Below are 17,305 nucleotides of genomic sequence, written 5' to 3'. Positions count from 1 at the left end.
GGGGGTGCCTCGCGGCCGAGCGTCGCAAATGCCATGCCGTCCCGGATGCGGACTCCTGTTCTTCGGGACACGCGCTGCGTCCGCGGAGGTCGCCGTGGCCGACGTGCGGGTGCCGCTACGTCAACGGTGCGATCATCCCGGTCGATGGCTGGCTGACGATCCGACACATCTGCGGCACTCATCCGCCCCGGAGCCAGAGACCCGCGAAGTGCGAGACGGGGCCGTTGCCCCGCCCCACCTCCAGGGCGTCGGCGTGCTCGAGGCTCTCGGTGAGCCAGTCCTTCGCCTGCTCGACTGCGGGCTCCCACGCACCCAGGCGTGCCCGAAGTGTGGCGATCGCCGACGACAGCGAGCACCCGGTGCCGTGCGTGTTGGTGGTGGCGATCCGCGGAGCGGAGAACTCCACCGTGCTGCCGGCCCCGGAGACGAGGGCGTCGAGCACCGGGCCTCCCGCCAGGTGGCCACCCTTGACCAGCACGCGTACGTCGCACTCCGCAGCCAGGCGCCTCGCCTGACGCAGCGCCTCGGGCCAGCCACGCGCCGGGCGCTCGTCGACCAGCGCCCCCAGTTCGGGGATGTTGGGCGTGACCAGATCGGCCCGTCGTACGAAGGTGCGGAGCGCGGCCGCGGCTGCTGTCGTCAGCAACAGGTCCCCGCTCGTGGCCACCATCACCGGGTCGAGCACGACGACCGGTGGGCGGTTCTCGGCGAGCCAGTCGGAGACGGTGGCGATCACTTCGGCGTCGAAGAGCATCCCGATCTTGGTTGCGTCGATGGTGACGTCATCACTGACGGCGACCAGCTGTTCCATCAGGAACTCGGCAGGTGGAGTGTGGATGCTCCGGACGCCGACGGTGTTCTGTGCGACCAACGCGGTGACCACCGCCATGCCATAGCCGCCGTTGGCCGCGATGCTCTTCAGGTCGGCCTGGATCCCGGCACCGCCGGTCGGATCGGTGCCGGCGATGCTGAGCACCCGGGGTACCGGACGAGTCGTGGTCGCTGGAGCCGACTCGTGCTGCTGCACCGTCCTCATGGCGTGGCCCATGCCCGGGCGAGTTCCGCCGCGGCTCTCCTCGGATCCGACGCGGCGCAGATCCAGGAGACCACTGCGGCCCCAGTCAATCCGCCGGTTCGCAACGCGGGTAGGTCGGCGGGACCGATCCCGCCGATGGCCACAGTCGGCAACGCGCACGAGCGGGCGAGCTCGACCACTCCGGCGACCCCGAGCGGTGGCGGCGCATCTGCCTTCGAGGTGGTCTCGTGTACCGCGCCGATCCCCACGTAGTCCACCCCGGCGGTGCTCTGCTCCGCGGCCGCCAGCTGGGCCGGAGTCCTCGCCGACAGTCCGAGCATCGCCTCGGGACCAACGAGGAGCGGACCTCGTCGACCGGCAGGTCGCGCTGGCCGACGTGGATCCCGGACACCCGCAGTCCCCGGGCGCGGGCAGCAAGGTAGAGGTCGACCCGGTCGTTCACCAGCAGCGGCACCTGGGCAGGGAGCTGGGTGGAGAGAGCCTCGACCAGGTGCAACACGTCGCGGGCACCGGCGTCCTTCTCCCGGACCTGCACGGTGGTCATCCCGCCGTTCACCGCCGCGATGACGGTCTCCACGAGACCGCGGCCGGCAGCCGCCGCCTGCGCGGCGTCGGTGACCAGGTAGAGCGACAGGTGAAATGGTTCGACGAGCATGCGCGTCATGCGCGACATCCCTTCGCTAGTGCTAGCTAGATCAGGTTCGACGGGTGTGATCTCAGCCCCGGTGGGGCACCCCGTGTCAGGTGGTTGCGGTCAGCGTAGCGAACCTCGGCTCAGACCATCACGGCGAAGCCGGCAAGCCCGCAGTAGAGCGCCCCGGTCACCAGGTTCACGCGCCCCTTGGCCCGTGCCGAGCCGTCGAATCGCCTTCGCAGCCCGCCCGCCAGGAGCGCATAGCTGCCGTCTGTCAGCGCGGCGAGCGGGACCACGCACAGCCCGAGCACCAGCAGCTGCACCGGGGCGGGGCCGCGGGCGGGGTCGACGAACTGGGGCAGGAAGGCGACGAAGAACAGTGACGTCTTCGGGTTCAGCACGTCGACGAGGAAGCCGTCTCGGAAGAGTCGTCCATGGCTGGCCGGTGGGCTTGGATGCTCGGCGAGGTCCGTGGCCGCGAGGTTGCACTGGCGGAACTGACGTATCCCGAGGAGGACGAGGTAGCCCGCGCCGCACCAGCGGAGCACGGTGAAGGCGACCTCGGACGATGCGATCAACGCAGACACTCCCGCCGCGGAGGCGAGCACGTGGACGAGCATCCCGGCCTCGAGCCCGAGCATGGAGGAGAGGCCGGCCATTCGCCCGCGTTCGATGCTGCGTGCCACGACGTACACGACGGACGGGCCAGGGATCAGCAGCATCGTCATCGTCACCACGAGGAACAGTGCGAAGGTGGTCGTGCTCGGCATCGACCGAACCTAGGGAGGGTGCCTTTCGGACCCCTTTCACTTCCCTGCCGGGCGAAGTCAGTAGCCGTGGGACCCGATCGCGACTAGCGTCGAACGGCGTGGAGTGCCCCACCGAACCCGCTCGGGGGTGAGATGAGCCAACTCGAGATCCGGCTGCTCGGCAAGGTCCGGGTCAGCCGCGACGGCGTGGAGCTGCCGCTGCCCGGGCGCCGGGTGCGTGCGCTTCTGGTGCTGCTCGCGCTGCGTCCCGGCCGTGCGGTCACGGCAGAGGCGCTCGGTCGAGGTATCTGGGGTGAGCTGCCACCGCAACGCCCCAGCGGCAGCCTGCACACCTGCGTCGCCCGGCTGCGCGCTGTCATCGGGCGCGATCTCCTGACCACGGGACCCACTGGCTACACACTGGAGGTGCCACGAACCGCGGTGGACGTGCTCACTTTCCTCGACGCCCTCGAACCAGTGGCGGGCGAGGACGTCACCGACGAGCGTCAGCGGCTGCGGGACGCCCTGGAGCTGTGGGTGGAGGCGCCGTTCGCTGAGCCGCTCTCGGACCGGATCGACCAGTACGAGCTGCCGCGTCTCGTCGAGCACCGGTTGCAGGCACTCGAACGGCTGGTGAGTCTGGATCTCGCCACCGGCCGGCAGGCCCGCTGGTTGGGCGAGCTCCGCGGGCTGGTCGATGAGCATCCGCTGCGCGAATCGCTCTGGCTGCTCCATCTCCGCGCCCTCCACAGTTCAGGTCGTCGGGCCGAGGCGCTCGAGAGGTACGCGGCGTTGCAGCAGCTGCTGAGCGAAGAGCTCGGCACCGATCCGGCTCCGGCACTGCAGCAGGTGCACCGGATGCTGTTGCGGGAGCCGTCGCGCCCAGACGAGTACGACGACTCCGGCGCGGCCGGACCGACTCCCCACCAGCTCCCGATGCAGTTGTCCCGGTTCGTCGGCCGGACCACGGAGTCCGCGATGCTGGACAGGCTGCTGACGCGAGCTGCGGGTGGCGTCGCGGACACGGGCGATCACGGCCCCGGAATCGCTGCCGTGATCGGAGCCGGGGGCGTCGGCAAGACCTCTCTCGTCCTCCACTGGGCTCGGCACAACGAGCACCGTTTCCCCGGCGGACAGCTCTTCGTCGACCTCGGCGCCCACGGTGCCGGACCACCGCTGTCGGCCGGAGAAGCACTGGCCGTGGTGCTCCGGGGGTTGGGGGTGGCCGGTCGGCGCATCCCCGACGGAGCGGGTGACCGCGCCGCGTTGCTCCGCACCGTGACCGCTGAGCGACGGGTGCTCCTCGTGCTCGACGACGCCCGCGACAGCGAGCAGGTCCGGTCCCTGCTGCCCGGCACTGCCGCCACCGTCGTGATCACCAGCCGGAGTCAGCTGCGCGGACTTGCGGCCCGTGAGGGTGTGCCGCGGTTGCCACTGGAGCCGATGAGCGACGCCGAGGCCGTGGCGCTCCTGGAGAGCAGGCTCGGCCGGCCGGCCGGCACTGCCGAACTCACTGAGCTGGCCGCGCTCTGCGGGCACCTGCCACTCGCCCTGGCCGTGGCTGCCGAACGGGCCGGACGCGACCAGGCGCACGCGCTGACCCAGCTCAACGAACAGCTGCGCGACGAGCAGGCGAGACTCGATGTGCTCAGCGCGGGTGATGGGGTCAGCGTGCGCGCCGTGCACGACTGGTCCTACAAGCAGCTCGACGAGGCCACGGCGCGGATGTTCCGCCTGCTCGGCCTGGAGCGGGCGGGGTTCATCAGCGTTGCCGGGGCGGCGGCGTTGGCGGAGGTGGACGAGCGGGAGGCAGCAATCCTCCTCGACCGGCTCACCGACAACAGCCTGCTCAACGTGGGCTGGCCGGGCTGGCACCGGATCCACGATCTGACCCGGTTCTACGCCCGGGACCGTCTCGACGAGCCCAGGCATGCCGCGGAGAGGCGCGCGGCCGACGTACGCCTGAAGAGCTGGTACGTGCACTCGGCTCGCAACGCCCGCAACGCGCTCCAGCCAGCCCGGATCAACATCGAGTTGCGCCCGCCCGCGCCCGGCGTGGTGCCGCAGGAGTTCGCCAACCCCCGAGCCGGCTACGACTCGCTCTCCGCGCATCACCGCAGCGTCTCGGTGCTGATCGCCGACGCGGTCGAGGCAGGTGACCACCGACTGATCATCGAACTGGCCCCCAGCCTGTCGGTGCGGCTCACCCTGATCCAGGCCCGCCTCGAACAGCTCGCGTTGTGCCACACCCAGCTGCGCGCTGCCGAGGCGGAGGGCGACCTCCGGGCGATCGGACTGGCGGAAGGCCTGCTCGGCAACAACCTGAACCGTTCCGGTGACTACGTCGAGGCCGGCGGCTACTACCGCCGGGCTCGCGAGCACATGGCGCAGGCAGGTGACGCTGAGGGCGAGATCACCGCCCTCGGCAACGAGGGCATGAATCTGGTTGCCAGTGGGCGCTTGAAGGAAGGCATCCCGCTCCTCGAAGCAGCACTCGACCGGAGGGCCACGCACGGAGCTGGTGAGCGGGACGAGTCGATCCTGAACAATCTGGCCTGGGCCTACGGCCTCGAGGGCAGGCTGGACGAGGGCGTGGCCCGTGCCGAAGAGGCGATCGCCGCGCACCGGCGTCTCGGGAACGTGGTCGGCGAGACCAACTGCCTGGACACGCTCGCGATGGTCCTGGCGTTCCGTGGCGCCTACTCCGAAGCATGCGCGGCCCTGGTCGAGGCCCTGGACATCTATCGGTCCCTCGGCGATCTGAAGGGTGAGGTGCAGATGTTGAAGACGCTCGGTTCGGTGCAACGGGACGCGGGTTGGAGCCAAGACGCTCGGGAGACCTGGGAGAGTGCCCTGCGGGTGATCGCGGGCGCACCCTCGTGGCTCCAGTTCGAGCGTGAAGAGTTCGTGGCGATGCTGGACGATCTGCGACATGCGCCGGTAGTGCCGATGCCGCGCAGCGACCGGGACTCCTGGGCCACCTCGACGAGGTGATCCGGCAGAACGCCGCGGCCGGCGGGAGCACGGTGGCGATAGATTGGCTCCCAGCCGCGTCGCGCAGGCAGACGCGGGCGCCGTCGGGTCGGAGGAGGGACGAGGCATGTCGCCCGAGGAGCTTCGCGCCTCCCACGCCGACCGGGACCGTGTCGTCGAGGTGCTCCAGGTGGCTGCGGCGGAGGGTCAGCTCGCGGCCGATGAGTTGGACGAGCGACTGGAGGCCGCGCTCTCGGCGCGGACCCGACAGGAGCTGGTCGTGCTCACCGCCGACCTCGCGATGGCGGCTGTCTCGTCCGCAGGAGCAGCGCCCAAGGAAGTGGTGCGGATCGAACGGGTGCACAGTGCCGCGGTCCAGCGGGTCGGTCGCTGGGTCGTGCCGCGACGACTGGAGCTCGCGGTGGAGTGGTGCGACGTGACCCTCGACTTCTCGGAGGCGGTGATCAGCGCAGACACCGTGCTGGTCGACGTGCGCATGGTGGGCAAGACGTTGACCCTCGTCACCGGTCCCGGTGTCGTGGTCGACTCGGACGGCCTGCGACTCGTGCACAGCCGGATCAAGGTCCGGCCGGACCCAACCGGACGCGAGGTGCCGACGGCACTTCGGGTGGAACTGGTCGGGCAGAAGACGCACGGCCGGGTCGTGGTGCGCGGCCCGCGGCGGACGTTCGTGCAGTGGTTGCTCCGCCGACGCGGCACCTAGGGGCCACCGCGCCGGCGCTCGACAGTGGGATCAGCCGCCGAGGCGGGCGGAGAGCTTCTCCAGGAGCTCGCCATGGATCCGGCGCAGCCCGAGCGGAGCAAAGGTGCGTTCGAAGAAGCCACCGATGCCGCTGGCGCCCTGCCAGGTGGTGGTGGCGACGACCTTGCTGCCGCTGCCTTCGGGCGCGACCCGGAAGGTCGTGACCATGGTCGAGTTGCGATCGGTCTCGGTCACCGAGTCGTCGGTGGTGGTGACGTCAACAAGGACATCGCGCACCCGTGACTTGGTGGCCTGCAACTTCCAGCTGACCACGGTGCCGGCACCGGTGCCGCCCTCCTGCACCGTGTAGTCGCTGTAGTTGCCGGGCAGGATCGCCGGGCGCACGTCGCTGTAGTCAGCGAGCGCTGCGAGCACCTGCTCGGGCGCGGCGGAGGTCGTGTGCTCGGCGGTGGCGGTGACGTTGCCCATGGTGGTCCTTCGGCTCGGGTGTGGGTGCTGCGATCGGTCGGCAAGGACGATGCTGACACAGGAGCCTCGCGACGGCGCCCGCTGCCCGTCCACTGGGGTCTGCTCACGCCTGGTTTGGGCAACGTACGTCGTCAGCCGGCGTCTGGTTCCCACCGTTGGTCGAGCCCACCCCGTTGGTCGAGCCTGTCGAGACCACCCCCGTTGGTCGAGCCCACCCCGTTGGTCGAGCCTGTCGAGACCACCCCCGCCGGTCGAGACCAACGGGTGGTGGGCTCGACGTCCCTCACTGCGCGAAGCGCTGGCGCCTGTTGAGCCAGAGCATCGCCAGCCCCGCTCCTGCGAACAGGAGACCGGCAGGGAACTGCCACCACTGCATGTCCGTGCCGGTGGCGGGCAGGGCGGTGACCGACGGAGGATCCGTGGCGGGCGGGCCCACCGGCGTGCCGGCGTCGTCACTGGTCACCTCGAGCTCCGCGGTTGCCGACAGGTCATCGATCGTGGCCACCACGTCGTACCGGCCAGCCACTGCGGAGCCGCAGGCTGCACCGTCGCACGTGCCCCGACCGTCGATGGTGAACGCTGCTGCATCGGTGAGATCTCCGTGGGTGTTTCCATAGGAGTCGTAGCCGTCCAGCTGGTAGGTCTGGCGTTGGTCGGTGCTGATGCTGGCGCGTGGAGGTGTGAGGTCCAGGTGGTCCAGGGGGCCGGCGACCACCTGCAGGCTCGCGGTGGCGGCCACTGCCCTGGGGGCGACGAGCCGGGCGAGGATCGAGGCCCCGAGGTCCTCGTCGTAGACGGCGCTGATGGTGTAGTTGCCGGCCTTCTCGGATCCGCAGGTGGCGGCGGTGCAGGTGACGTCGTCGCTGTCGGGGGTGAAGGTGGTGTCGTTCGTGACGTCGGCGACGTGGTTGTCGTACTGGTCGTAGGCGTCAGCGGTGAAGTCGTGCGTCTCGCCGGCGGCGATGCTCACGTTCTCGGGGGTGATCTCCAGCCGTTGCGGCTCGGCGGCGGTGACTGTCAACGACGCGCTGTCCGTGACGTCGAGGTGGGTACCCGTGATCGTGTAGTTGCCGGCCTTCTCGGATCCGCAGGTGGCGGCGGTGCAGGTGACGTCATCGGTGTCCGGCGTGAAGACGGTGTCGTTGGTGACGTTCGCGATCAGGTTGTCGTACTGGTCGTAGCTGTGGGCGGTGAAGTCGTGCGTCTCGCCGGCGGTGACGGTCGCGGTCTCCGGCGTGACCCGGAGATGGTGCAGGGAGGCCGCAGTGACGGTGAGTTCGGCGACGTCCGCGAGGTCGAGGTCGTGGAGGGTTCCGGTGATGCTGTAGGTGCCGGCCTTCTCGGATCCGCAGGTGGCGGCGGTGCAGGTGACGTCATCGGTGCTCGGCGTGAAGACGGTGTCGGTGGTGACGTCGGCGACCAGATTGTCGAAACGGTCGAACGTGCGCGCGGTGTAGGTCAGGCTGTCGCCGGCGGTGATGGTGGACGTATCGGGGGTGATGTCGAGGCGGTGCGCCTCCGCAGCAGTGACGGTCAGGGTGGCGGTGTCGGTGAGGCCGTTCCACGTCGCGGTGATGGTGTAGTCGCCGGCAGTCGTCGAGCCACACCGGTCGGCGTCACAGGTGGCGGCACCCGAGCCGGCCAGGGCCGACGAGGGCGATACCTCCTCGATGAGGTTGTCGTAGGCGTCGAAGGCCTCGACGGAGTAGGTCTGCACGTCGCCCGCAGGCACGGTCGTGGTGCCGGGGGTGAGTGCGATGCGCGCGGGTGCCGCGGGCACGACCGTCAGTTGGGCGGTTGCCTCGAGGCCGCTCCAGGTCCCGGTGATCGTGACGTTCCCAGCGGTCTCCGAACTGCAGACGTTGGCGGAACAGGTGGTTGCGCCGGTGCCGGTGAACTGCGTCGCTCCGGTGACCTCGCTGACGTAGTTGTCGAACCGGTCGTAGACGTGGGCCGCGTACTCCTGGGATCCGCCTGCCTGAACGGTCATCAGCTCCGGCGCGATCAGCAGCGTGTGGACAGCGGCGGCACTGACCGTGAGGACTGCGGTGTCGTCCATTCCGGCGTGGGTGCCGGTCACGGTGTAGGACCCCACGGAGTTCGAGCCACACCTGTTGTCGCTGCAGGAGGCCGCCCCGTCGGCGGTGAAGGTGGTGCTGTCGGTGACGTCGGCAACCAGGTTGTCGTGGAGGTCATACGTGCGGGCCGTGAAGGACCTGGTCTCGCCCGCGACGACTGTCGCACTCCCCGGTGTCACCTGGAGGCGCCGGGCATCACCGGCAACGATGGTCAGTTGGGCGGCTGCCGTCAGGGCGCCACGCGTTGCGGTGATCGTCTCGTCGCCAGCGGTGTCGCTGCCACAGACGTTCTCCGTGCAGGTGACCTGACCGCTGCCGGTGAAGGTCGTCGTCGCAGTGACGTCGCCGAGGAGCTGGTCGTCCTCGTCGTACGACTGCGCGGTGTAGGCCTGCGTGTCGCCGGCAACGATCGTGCTGTTGGCCGGGGTGATGACGATGTGGTGGACGGGCGGTGGGACGACGTGCACGAGGATGTTGTGTTCTGCGCCCACCTGCCCCCGAACTGCTGGGCCTGGACGGTGACGGCCGAGTCTCCGGTGTCGCGGAGCACTGGGGCGAGTCGAAGGGCGCAGGTCGTGCCGTCCACTGAGAGCGAGGCGCTCGCCCAGCTCGCGGTGCCTGGCGCGACGCGGCAGCCGTTGGAATCAGCCACCGGGAGTTGCACGGTCTGCTCGCGACCAGCCGTGACCTCGACGGTGGCCGGGCCCGTGATCGTCGGACTGGCGCGGACGATGCTTATGTTGGCCAGACCCGCCTCCGGAACAGTGCCGGAAGCCTCGCCGTCCCAGTGGAACGTCAGCGATGCCGTCGAGCTCGACTGCACCGCGAGACCGGACCGACGGGTCCACGAACCAACGGGTTCCGCGGTCATCCTGCCGGAGCCGTTGGCGAAGGTGAGTGTGTTGGCACCGTCGGGCGCACCGGTGGTGAATTCGTCCCAGGTGATGCGATATTGCGCCCCGGCAACGAGGTCGACGCTGGTGCTGATGTTCACCAGTCCCTTGAACTGGTCCGCGCCGGCCGGGGTCGCCTCGAAGTGGAACCAGTTGCCTCCCGAGGGCGGAGCCGGGATCGCTCCCTCGGAGCCGCTGGCAACCCGGACGCTGCCGTACGGCGGACGGCTTGACGGCCCTCCGGACCAGGCTCCAGGAATGGGCAGGTCCCCGGCCGCCACGCTTGCCGCTGCAGCCTTGATGCCCTGCGGTGCCCGTCCGCGCGGCTGAGCGTCATCGCTCGCCCGGGCGGCCTGCGCGCTGGGGCCCGGCTCCGACGCCGACCCCGCCTTCTTGGGCGTGTCGGGGTCTGTCGCCTCGGCGGCCGGCTCCGGCTCCGCGTCCGGCGACGGTGCCGGCAGGTCGGGCTCGAAACGCTGTCACCCGTCGGCTCCTCGGCCGGCTGATCGGTCTCGGGGGTTGGCTCCGGCGCCTCCGAGGCAGGTGGTTCCGGGCTCGGCTCAGCCGCCGCCACGGGTGCCTCCACGGTGTCGGCAACGGCGGCAGGAGACGTGGACGCGAGGAGGACGGCAGTGGTCAACGCGGCCAGGGTGGCCTTGACCGCGGTCCGACGTGCTCGGACAGCGATGCGACGTGAACGCATGAGGAGGCTCCGTTCGGTACGCCGCAGCGAGGGGCAGGCTGTCGGCGTCTCCACGCAACCGGTCTACCCGGCGGCGTGGCAAGGAACGGGCCGGTTTGTCGCCCGACATGTCACCCGCCGGGCAAACCCGGGCCCTCCGCGCCGGTGCGCCATGATGAGGAGCCCTCGTTCCGGGCTGGTGCCTCCGTGCTCCACACCCTGCTCTCGTGAAGGTGCCACCGATGACGACGACCCGCCCGGTCCGGCCCGGACCTCGCTCCCTGTCGCACAGTCTCCGTCGCACCATCGCGATCCTCGTGGCCATCGAGGTCGCCAGCGGCGCGATCCAGGGCTACTACGGCCCGATCATGGTCGACCTCGCCGACGACCTTGCGATCGCGTACGCGGACCTGAACTGGCTCGAGGCAGCGCAGTTGATCTTCTCGGCCCTCGCCGTGCCGGCCCTGGCCCGCGCGGGAGACCTCATCGGCCATCGGCGGATCCTCATGATCGCCACGGCGATCACCGCCGCGGCGACCTGGGGGATCGCTCTCGCGCCGTCGTTCCCGGTGCTGCTGGTGGCGTGGACGCTCCAGGGCGTCTATGTCGTGTGGCTGCCGGTGGAGGTCGCGATCATCCATCGTCGGACGGCCGGAGCGCCTGACCAGGGCCGGGTGACGCGCCGCGTCGCCGCGCTGCTGGTGGCGACCTTGGAGATCTCGATCATCCTCGCTGCGGTCCTCGCCGGACAACTGGTCGAGCGGGTCCCACTCACGGTGATGCTGATGGTGCCCGCCCTCGCAGTCACCTGCTGCCTGCCCGCGGTGTGGTGGTTGGGCGGCACCGCGGCGCCCACGCGCGGTCGCTTCGACTGGGGAGGCCTGTCGTTGCTCGTTCTGGCCGTCGGCGTTGCGATGGGGGCATGATCATGCTGCGGTTGCAAGGTGTGGCCTCCATGCCTGCATGGGTGCTGGTGGTCTCGGGCGTCGCGCTGCTCGTGCCGTGGTGGCACTTCGAGGCACGTCATCGAGACCCGATGGTCGACGTACACCTGCTTGCCCATCCAGCGCAGTGGAGCATCCAGGTGACGGCACTCCTCGTGGGCATGTCGCTGCTCGGCGCGCAGGTGCCGCTGACGACCTACTTCCGCAGTGATCCCGAGGTGAATGGCTTCGGCTTCGGCATCTCCGCAGCCGAGGGTTCCCTGCGGCTCGCCGTCTACGTGGCGTGCCTGGCTCTCGGCGCCCTGACGCTGCCCCTGACGAGTCGGCTGCTTGGTTCCCGCGGAGCCATGGCAGCAGGTTGCGTCGTCTACGCCTGCGGGTACGCCGGTTGGTTGCCGTTGCACGACAGCGAGGGGAAACCTGGCTGCTGATGGCGGTGATCGGCCTGGGCACCGAGGGCCTGGTCGCTGGGCTCCCGGCGGCTGCGGCAGCCGCTGCACCCTCGGGCAGGGTCGGATCCGCCACCGGGCTCACCAACGCCATGAAGGCGATCGGCGGTGGAATCGCGTCCTCGATCTTCGCCCTCTGCCTGGCCAGCACCGGCACGCTGCGGCTCGAAGGCGGATCACTGGGTGGGTACCACGCGGTGTGGACGATCTGCGCTCTCTCCGGTCTCGCGGCGGCAGCGGTGCTCCTGGGTACGACGAAGACCTCCCGGCAGCTCGTCAGCTCGGAGTCAGGAGATCCAACTCGATTGCCCGTTGGATCACGGCATCACGGGAGTTGACGCCCCACTTGCGATAGATCCTCTGGAGGTGCGTCTTCACGGTGTTCTCCGAGACGTGCAGCGACGCTGCGACGGCCGCCCGGCCTCGGTGCCGGGCCATGGCGACGATCACCGCGCGCTCCTGTGCCGTCAGGGCTGCGGTGGCAGCGTCGCCGGAGAAGCAGCTGGGCACCGACCCCGACAGGTAGGCCATGGCTTCGTCGTGACCTCGAGCCGCTGCAAGGTGTCGGAGTGCAGCGAGATCCTCGGCGGGCAGATACATCAGATGCATGCGGGCGCCGTCCGGTCCGACGTGTGCCAAGACGCGTTCCACGAGGGCGATGGCGGCAGGTTCGTTGCCGGCCCGCAGCGCGGCGGCCGCCCCGAGGCACAGCACCGCTGCCAACGAACGAGGGGTGTGTCCGCGCCGGCCCTCGAGCCCGGGAAGAGCATCCAGTGCCCGTCCGGACTCCCCGGCCAGGAGGCGGCTGAGCAGGGCGGCCGGGGCGAGCTGCCCGCCGTGCCTGGTGCGGATCCGGAGCAGCGGTGCTGCCTTCGTCCGGTTGCCCGCGGCCAGCCAGAGCACCGCCAGCGTGCCACGCACTGCCGTCGCGCCCAGACTGTCGGCCATGCCCGGGGGCGAAGGCGCGCGGTGCAGGGCCGCCTCCACCCTGAGGGCCTCCGCCGCGGACTGTCCCAGGCCGAGGCGTGCGTGCATGAGGGTCCAGGTGATCAGCGGCCAGAACTCGGCAGTGTCGCGGAACGCCGGGCAGTCGTCGTACGTCGCCGCGGCACCGTCGAGGTGGAAGTCGTCGAGCTGGAGCACCGCGCGCCCGATCCGGCCCAGGGCATTGGCATAGCTGTTCTCCTGTCCGGGCCGCCAGGCTCGGTCGTCGACGAGTGTCGCCGCGGATCGTGCTTCGGCGAGCCGACCGTCGAAGGCGTTGAGCCCCACGGCGTAGACGGCCGTCTGGTTGCGGGACTCGGGGGCGGGCGTCATCGCGACTGCCCGCATGATGGTGCCTCGAGCGCCGTCGATGTCGCCGGACTGGTGCTGGGAGTAGGCAAGGTGGCGCAACGCCATCGGCCGCAGGTCGGCCAGCGACTCCACATCGAGGTGCGGAATCGAGTTGAAGAAGTCGAGGCCCTGGCGTGCGGCCCTTCCCGAGTCGTCGAAGCGCCCGAGCAGGCGAAGACTCACCACTTTCGACACGTGGCCGAGCAGCACCTCGCCGGGCGACAGGTCGTCGAATCGCGGGCCGTCCCAGGCAGCCGGGATCTTGAAGTACTCCGCAGCCGCGCCACGGAGCGAGGGATCGCGATGGCAGGCCAGGCCACGTCCGAAGGCCAGGGCTGGGAACTGGGTCAGGGCCAGGCTGGGCACCGTCGCGAGGTGACGGTCGTACCGGGGCGAGGAGATGGCGGCGGGGTCGCTGGCCGCGAGCACCGCATAGATGCGTGCCGCGACACCGTAGAGACGTGCTCGAACTGCGATCGCCAGGGCCGTCTCGCGACGCCCGTGGCGGTGCAGCCACCACGCACTCAGCTCGGCCGCTCGCACCTGCTTGCGTGCTGGCAGCTGGCTCGCCTCGGCCAGCATCGCCTCGCGGAGGGCGTCGACGTACTGGAAGACCTGTCGTCCCGGAGCGAACGGGATCCAGCGGCCGAAGCCGTTCCACTCCAGATCGGTCAGGATCGCCTTCACCTCGGTGCCGCCACCGGCCAACTCGGCGGCCAGCTCCGCATCGAAGTACGGCGGGATGCAGGTGGCGAGGACGAAGTCATGGGCAGGCCCCGCGAGCTGAGCACGCAGGTCCTCGGCCACGAGTGCGTGCCACTCGAGATTCTCGAGTGGTGCTCCCGCGGGGTGGCGTCCCAGCGACAGCATCATCGCGCGCAGCCCCAGGGGGTAGCCGTGGGTGGTGCGCTGGACGACCGCCGCTGACGCGGCGATCTCGGGCGTGGTGAACGCCGTGAGCAGGTCATGTGTCTCGGCCTCGGTGAAGGCGAGATCGTGTTCGGTGAGCAAGGTGACCTCGTCGCGCAGGCTACGCCCGGGACTTGCCAGTCCGCCCGCGGTCCGGGTGGTCACCACCACCGACAGTTGGGGCGCGAGGTCGACCAGCCGGGCGAGGTCGACGTCGACCCGGGCGGTGGCGTCGCGCAGTCGTTCATAGCCGTCCAGCACCAGGACCGTCGGGCCATCCGCCGTGAGTCCCGTGGCCAGGAGTGGGACGGGGTCCTGGCTGGTGCGCACCTCCTCCGTGAGCGCGTCCAGTGAAGCGGTGCGGACGACGCCGAGGCGTCCGGCGCTCGTCAACACCGCTTGCCAGAACGCAGTGCTCGAGTCCATGTCGTCCTCGAGCGTGACCCAGGTGACGGCCTTCGTCGTGATCGTCTCCACCCACGAGCGCACCAGGCTCGTCTTGCCGTAGCCACTCGGTGCCGCAAGGACCGTCAGCCGGCTCCACGGGCGGTCGAGGCGCTCCAGCAGGCGGGGACGGGGGAGGAGGGGTGGAAGGTTGCTGGTCGTCATCGCCGTGCCCGCCTCGTCCCGGTCTGCGCTGGGCAGGGAGGGAAGCCGTGGCCGTGCGCATTCCCCGATTCCGTCACGGCGCCACTCTGCCACCTCAGCCCCCATCCGTCCCGGACAAGACTCAGATGCGGTCGGCTCCGCCACCGTCAAGTCCCGCGCAGGAGTGCGGCGATGCCTCCGCGTGGCTCATTGCGGCGAGCGTGCGTCGTACATCGCCGGTCAGGTGGGTCTTCTCCGCAAGACGCTCGCCGATGATCGCGCTGACATCGGGTGACGCCCAGCGGGTTCGAGGTCAGGTCGCCAGGGTTGTCGACCGGGCGTCGCGTTGCGAGACCACATCTACGGTGCTTCGGCCGACCTCCGAGCGCACGATGACGACGGGCCAGCGTCAGAGCTCGGCTTCAGCGTCCAGCCTGCGGGCCAGCTGATCCTTGGTCCGGTCACCGACCGGGATGTCGACATTGGCCGCCTGCTGCTCGAGGTCGGCCTTGGTGGCATCGCCCGGCTGTTCACCCAGGTGCGCGGAGCGGGCATCGAGGAAGGCCTGGGCCAACTGCGCACGACGTCGCTCATCGAGGAGCTTGCGCATGTCGACCAGGACAGTCTCTTCCTCCTCCTCGATGTGGTGCCGGACGGCCTCCACCAGCTCCTTCAGCACCGACGCGAATTCGTCGGAGCCGGGATCGGTTGCGGCGAGTTTGCGCGCAATGCGGTCGGCCTCGAGGTGCTCCTTCTGGCTGTGTTCGACGTCCTCACGGGCGCCGGCATCGCGGGCAGCTGGATAGACCTCGGCTTCCTCTGCTCTGCTGTGTGCGGTGAGCAGGGCCGTCATCATCGGCACCAAGGTGGGCCGGCTGGTCGGCTCGGTGAGCAGCCTGTGGAACTGGCGTTCCAACTCGCGGTGATCGTTCAGGATCAGGTCGACGACGTCTTGGGTCATGGTCACGCACCGCCGTTGACGACCCGGTCGCGGGCCTCGTCGGCGCCGACGTGCCGAGCGCAATTGGCACAGCAGAAGACCTCGGCGCCGACCTGGATGCCATGGCCGAGCACGGTGCACTCGCAGTGGGCACACCGTGGGGCGATGCGGTGGGCGGCGCACTCGATGCTGTCGAAGGTGAAGCTCGAGCCGTCGTGGGTGGTGACGTGGAAGGCCGCGTCGTAGTCGTTGCCGCAGGTGTCGCAGGTGGGCATGTCGTTCCTCTCCTCGTAGGTCGGCGGGGGTCAGGCCGAGCGAGCCGAGTCGACGCCGTGCTGGACGGCCTCGAGTAGGCCGGCGATGAAGGCGGGCAGATCGTCGGGCTTGCGGCTGGTGATCAGGTTGCCGTCGGTGACCATGCGCTCATCGACCCACTCGGCACCGGCGTTGCGCAGGTCGGTGGCGAGGCTGGGCCAGGAGGTGAGTCGTCGGCCATCGACGACATCCGCCTCGATGAGGGTCCACGGGGCATGACAGATAGCCGCCACCGGTCGTGCGGACTCCATGAAGTCGCGCACGAATGCGACGGCATCGGCGTCGAGGCGCAGCGCGTCAGGATTGGCGACGCCCCCGGGCAGGACCAGCGCGGCATAGTCGCCGGGGTCGGCGTCGCCCACCACACGGTCGACCGGTCGCTTCTCGGCCCGGTCGAGATGGTCGAAGGTCTGTACCTCTCCGGCGGCGGTGCTGAGCAGCACGGGCTCCAAGCCGGCGTCCTCGACCGCGTCCCAGGGTTCCACGAGCTCCACGCGCTCGGTGCCCTCGGGGGCGACCAGGAAGGCGATCCGGACGGTGTCGTTCGACATGGGTCCTCCTAGGGTTCGACGAATGCTGTCTCGCTGCGGTACCCCTCGGGTCCTGCTTCACCCGGGCGGGGTGCGCCGGCGTCGGGCGGGTACCGGCCCGGTGTCCGTCGTCGACAGGGAGAGGACCACCATGAGCACCTCCGACACCGAGCCGGCCTTCCCGGCACAGCAGCAACGCCCGCCGGGCCACACCTCCGCGATGCAGCCCACCCCCGATCACGGGGAGAAGTCGTACGTCGGTCACGGTCGTCTTGCCGGTCAGGTTGCCCTGGTGACGGGTGGAGACTCGGGGATCGGACGTGCCGTGTGCCTGGCCTTCGCCCGTGAAGGAGCCGACGTGGCTTTCGCGCATCTGCCGGAGGAAGGGGATGACGCGGCCGTCACGGCGGAGTTGGTGAAGTCGGCCGGGCGGCGGGTTCTTGCCCTCCCCGGTGACCTGCGCGATCGCGAAGCCTGCGACGACGCCGTCGCCGGTACTGTCGAGGAACTCGGCGGGCTCGACGTGTTGGTCAACAATGCTGGCTTCCAGATGGCGCGCGACCCGTCGCTCGAGGACTATTCCGACGACCGGATCGACCGCACCTTCAAGACCAACCTCTACGCGCTGCTGTGGTTGACCCGGGCCGCCATCAAGCACCTGCGTCGGCGGCCCGGATGCATCATCAACAACGCCTCGATCCAGGCCTTTGAGCCCTCGACGTCGCTGCTGGACTATGCGGCGACCAAGGCGGCCATCAACAACTTCACCGTCAATCTGGCCACCCAGCTGGGACCTGACGGGATCCGGGTGAACGCCGTGGCGCCTGGCCCGATCTGGACGCCATTGCAGCCGGCCACCCAGGAGCCCGAGAAGGTCGAGCACTTCGGGGAGGACACCCCGCTGGGTCGGGCCGGCCAGCCCGGCGAGGTGGCACCCGCCTTCGTCTTCCTCGCCTCACCTGCCGACGCGTCGTACGTCTCCGGCACCGTGCTCGGCGTGACGGGCGGCAAACCGGTCTTCTGATGCACCACCCCGCCGCGAACGTGCCCCGCGCTGG

At 69.9% G+C, this 17,305-nt stretch carries 14 protein-coding genes, 1 pseudogene and 1 riboswitch; of the genes and pseudogenes, 6 read left to right on the top strand and 9 right to left on the bottom strand.

Annotation, left to right across the window (positions count from 1 at the left end; translation table 11 throughout):
- Positions 1-178: 178 nt before the first annotated feature.
- The 3 genes and pseudogenes from thiD to L1066_RS08315 all read right to left on the bottom strand — a co-directional run bounded on the left by thiD (position 179) and on the right by L1066_RS08315 (position 2,440).
- Positions 179-1,048, bottom strand: a complete 870-nt coding sequence (gene thiD, locus L1066_RS08325) for a bifunctional hydroxymethylpyrimidine kinase/phosphomethylpyrimidine kinase (protein WP_235735907.1) — start codon at positions 1,046-1,048, stop codon at positions 179-181.
- Positions 1,033-1,691, bottom strand: a pseudogene (thiE, locus tag L1066_RS08320) (thiamine phosphate synthase). Before thiE ends, thiD begins: the two are co-directional and overlap by 16 nt.
- Positions 1,692-1,784: riboswitch (TPP riboswitch) on the bottom strand.
- 26 nt (positions 1,785-1,810) lie between these two features.
- Entirely contained in the window at positions 1,811-2,440 is a 630-nt protein-coding gene (locus L1066_RS08315; protein ID WP_235735905.1) for a LysE family translocator, read from the bottom strand.
- Positions 2,441-2,572: 132 nt separating this feature from the next.
- Between L1066_RS08315 and L1066_RS08310 the strand changes: the two genes are divergently transcribed.
- Positions 2,573-5,413 carry an AfsR/SARP family transcriptional regulator gene (locus L1066_RS08310; protein ID WP_235735904.1) on the top strand — a complete coding sequence of 947 codons (2,841 nt, stop codon included), beginning with the start codon at positions 2,573-2,575 and terminating at the stop codon, positions 5,411-5,413.
- Between the two features lie 106 nt (positions 5,414-5,519).
- Entirely contained in the window at positions 5,520-6,116 is a 597-nt protein-coding gene (locus L1066_RS08305) for a DUF1707 SHOCT-like domain-containing protein (RefSeq protein WP_235735903.1), read from the top strand.
- A gap of 30 nt (positions 6,117-6,146) precedes the next feature.
- On the opposite strand, the gene L1066_RS08300 is transcribed toward L1066_RS08305, so the two are convergent.
- Together L1066_RS08300 and L1066_RS08295 are read right to left on the bottom strand one after the other, a co-directional pair.
- Positions 6,147-6,584 (bottom strand): SRPBCC family protein, encoded by a 438-nt coding sequence (locus L1066_RS08300; RefSeq protein ID WP_235735902.1) that lies wholly within the window; start codon positions 6,582-6,584, stop codon positions 6,147-6,149.
- Between the two features lie 283 nt (positions 6,585-6,867).
- On the bottom strand, positions 6,868-9,153 hold the full coding sequence (locus L1066_RS08295; protein WP_235735901.1) for a hypothetical protein: 2,286 nt from the start codon (positions 9,151-9,153) through the stop codon (positions 6,868-6,870).
- A 1,326-nt stretch (positions 9,154-10,479) separates the two neighbouring features.
- Here L1066_RS08295 and L1066_RS08290 point away from each other — a divergent pair.
- Genes L1066_RS08290 through L1066_RS08280 form a run of 3 tightly spaced genes read left to right on the top strand, consistent with a single transcriptional unit; the run spans position 10,480 to position 11,968 of the window.
- Positions 10,480-11,163 carry an MFS transporter gene (locus L1066_RS08290; RefSeq protein ID WP_235735900.1) on the top strand — a complete coding sequence of 228 codons (684 nt, stop codon included), beginning with the start codon at positions 10,480-10,482 and terminating at the stop codon, positions 11,161-11,163.
- Between the two features lie 29 nt (positions 11,164-11,192).
- The gene (locus L1066_RS08285; protein WP_235735899.1) at positions 11,193-11,612 is read left to right on the top strand and encodes an MFS transporter; all 420 of its coding nucleotides are present in this window, start codon (positions 11,193-11,195) and stop codon (positions 11,610-11,612) included.
- Positions 11,612-11,968, top strand: a complete 357-nt coding sequence (locus tag L1066_RS08280) for an MFS transporter (protein WP_235735898.1) — start codon at positions 11,612-11,614, stop codon at positions 11,966-11,968. Before L1066_RS08285 ends, L1066_RS08280 begins: the two co-directional genes overlap by 1 nt.
- Here the strand turns inward: L1066_RS08280 and L1066_RS08275 are convergent.
- From L1066_RS08275 to L1066_RS08260, 4 genes are all read right to left on the bottom strand, one after another.
- Positions 11,907-14,483, bottom strand: coding sequence for a helix-turn-helix transcriptional regulator (locus L1066_RS08275; protein WP_235735897.1), 2,577 nt, complete (start codon positions 14,481-14,483; stop codon positions 11,907-11,909). The genes L1066_RS08280 and L1066_RS08275 overlap by 62 nt on opposite strands.
- 388 nt (positions 14,484-14,871) lie before the next feature.
- Positions 14,872-15,423, bottom strand: a complete 552-nt coding sequence (locus L1066_RS08270) for a hemerythrin domain-containing protein (RefSeq protein ID WP_235735896.1) — start codon at positions 15,421-15,423, stop codon at positions 14,872-14,874.
- A 2-nt stretch (positions 15,424-15,425) separates the two neighbouring features.
- Complete coding sequence (locus L1066_RS08265) at positions 15,426-15,677, bottom strand: metallothionein (RefSeq protein ID WP_235735895.1); 252 nt, start codon at positions 15,675-15,677, stop codon at positions 15,426-15,428.
- A 30-nt stretch (positions 15,678-15,707) separates the two neighbouring features.
- Positions 15,708-16,268 carry a type 1 glutamine amidotransferase domain-containing protein gene (locus L1066_RS08260; RefSeq protein ID WP_235735894.1) on the bottom strand — a complete coding sequence of 187 codons (561 nt, stop codon included), beginning with the start codon at positions 16,266-16,268 and terminating at the stop codon, positions 15,708-15,710.
- A 130-nt stretch (positions 16,269-16,398) separates the two neighbouring features.
- Here L1066_RS08260 and L1066_RS08255 point away from each other — a divergent pair, with 130 nt between their 5' ends.
- The gene (locus L1066_RS08255) at positions 16,399-17,271 is read left to right on the top strand and encodes an SDR family oxidoreductase (protein ID WP_235735893.1); all 873 of its coding nucleotides are present in this window, start codon (positions 16,399-16,401) and stop codon (positions 17,269-17,271) included.
- Positions 17,272-17,305 lie beyond the last annotated feature (34 nt).

Source organism: Nocardioides alcanivorans (assembly GCF_021555175.1).
Taxonomy (GTDB): Bacteria; Actinomycetota; Actinomycetes; order Propionibacteriales; family Nocardioidaceae; genus Nocardioides; species Nocardioides alcanivorans.
This window is presented reverse-complemented; position numbering and strand designations above follow the sequence as displayed.

What these genes read in the sequence shown, in the direction of transcription:
- thiD (WP_235735907.1), bottom strand. Translation starts at nt 1,048, where the DNA reads ATGGGCCACGCCATGAGGACGGTGCAGCAGCACGAGTCGGCTCCAGCG.
- L1066_RS08315 (WP_235735905.1), bottom strand. Translation starts at nt 2,440, where the DNA reads ATGCCGAGCACGACCACCTTCGCACTGTTCCTCGTGGTGACGATGACG.
- L1066_RS08310 (WP_235735904.1), top strand. Translation starts at nt 2,573, where the DNA reads ATGAGCCAACTCGAGATCCGGCTGCTCGGCAAGGTCCGGGTCAGCCGC.
- L1066_RS08305 (WP_235735903.1), top strand. Translation starts at nt 5,520, where the DNA reads ATGTCGCCCGAGGAGCTTCGCGCCTCCCACGCCGACCGGGACCGTGTC.
- L1066_RS08300 (WP_235735902.1), bottom strand. Translation starts at nt 6,584, where the DNA reads ATGGGCAACGTCACCGCCACCGCCGAGCACACGACCTCCGCCGCGCCC.
- L1066_RS08290 (WP_235735900.1), top strand. Translation starts at nt 10,480, where the DNA reads ATGACGACGACCCGCCCGGTCCGGCCCGGACCTCGCTCCCTGTCGCAC.
- L1066_RS08285 (WP_235735899.1), top strand. Translation starts at nt 11,193, where the DNA reads ATGCCTGCATGGGTGCTGGTGGTCTCGGGCGTCGCGCTGCTCGTGCCG.
- L1066_RS08280 (WP_235735898.1), top strand. Translation starts at nt 11,612, where the DNA reads ATGGCGGTGATCGGCCTGGGCACCGAGGGCCTGGTCGCTGGGCTCCCG.
- L1066_RS08275 (WP_235735897.1), bottom strand. Translation starts at nt 14,483, where the DNA reads ATGACGACCAGCAACCTTCCACCCCTCCTCCCCCGTCCCCGCCTGCTG.
- L1066_RS08270 (WP_235735896.1), bottom strand. Translation starts at nt 15,423, where the DNA reads ATGACCCAAGACGTCGTCGACCTGATCCTGAACGATCACCGCGAGTTG.
- L1066_RS08265 (WP_235735895.1), bottom strand. Translation starts at nt 15,677, where the DNA reads ATGCCCACCTGCGACACCTGCGGCAACGACTACGACGCGGCCTTCCAC.
- L1066_RS08260 (WP_235735894.1), bottom strand. Translation starts at nt 16,268, where the DNA reads ATGTCGAACGACACCGTCCGGATCGCCTTCCTGGTCGCCCCCGAGGGC.
- L1066_RS08255 (WP_235735893.1), top strand. Translation starts at nt 16,399, where the DNA reads ATGAGCACCTCCGACACCGAGCCGGCCTTCCCGGCACAGCAGCAACGC.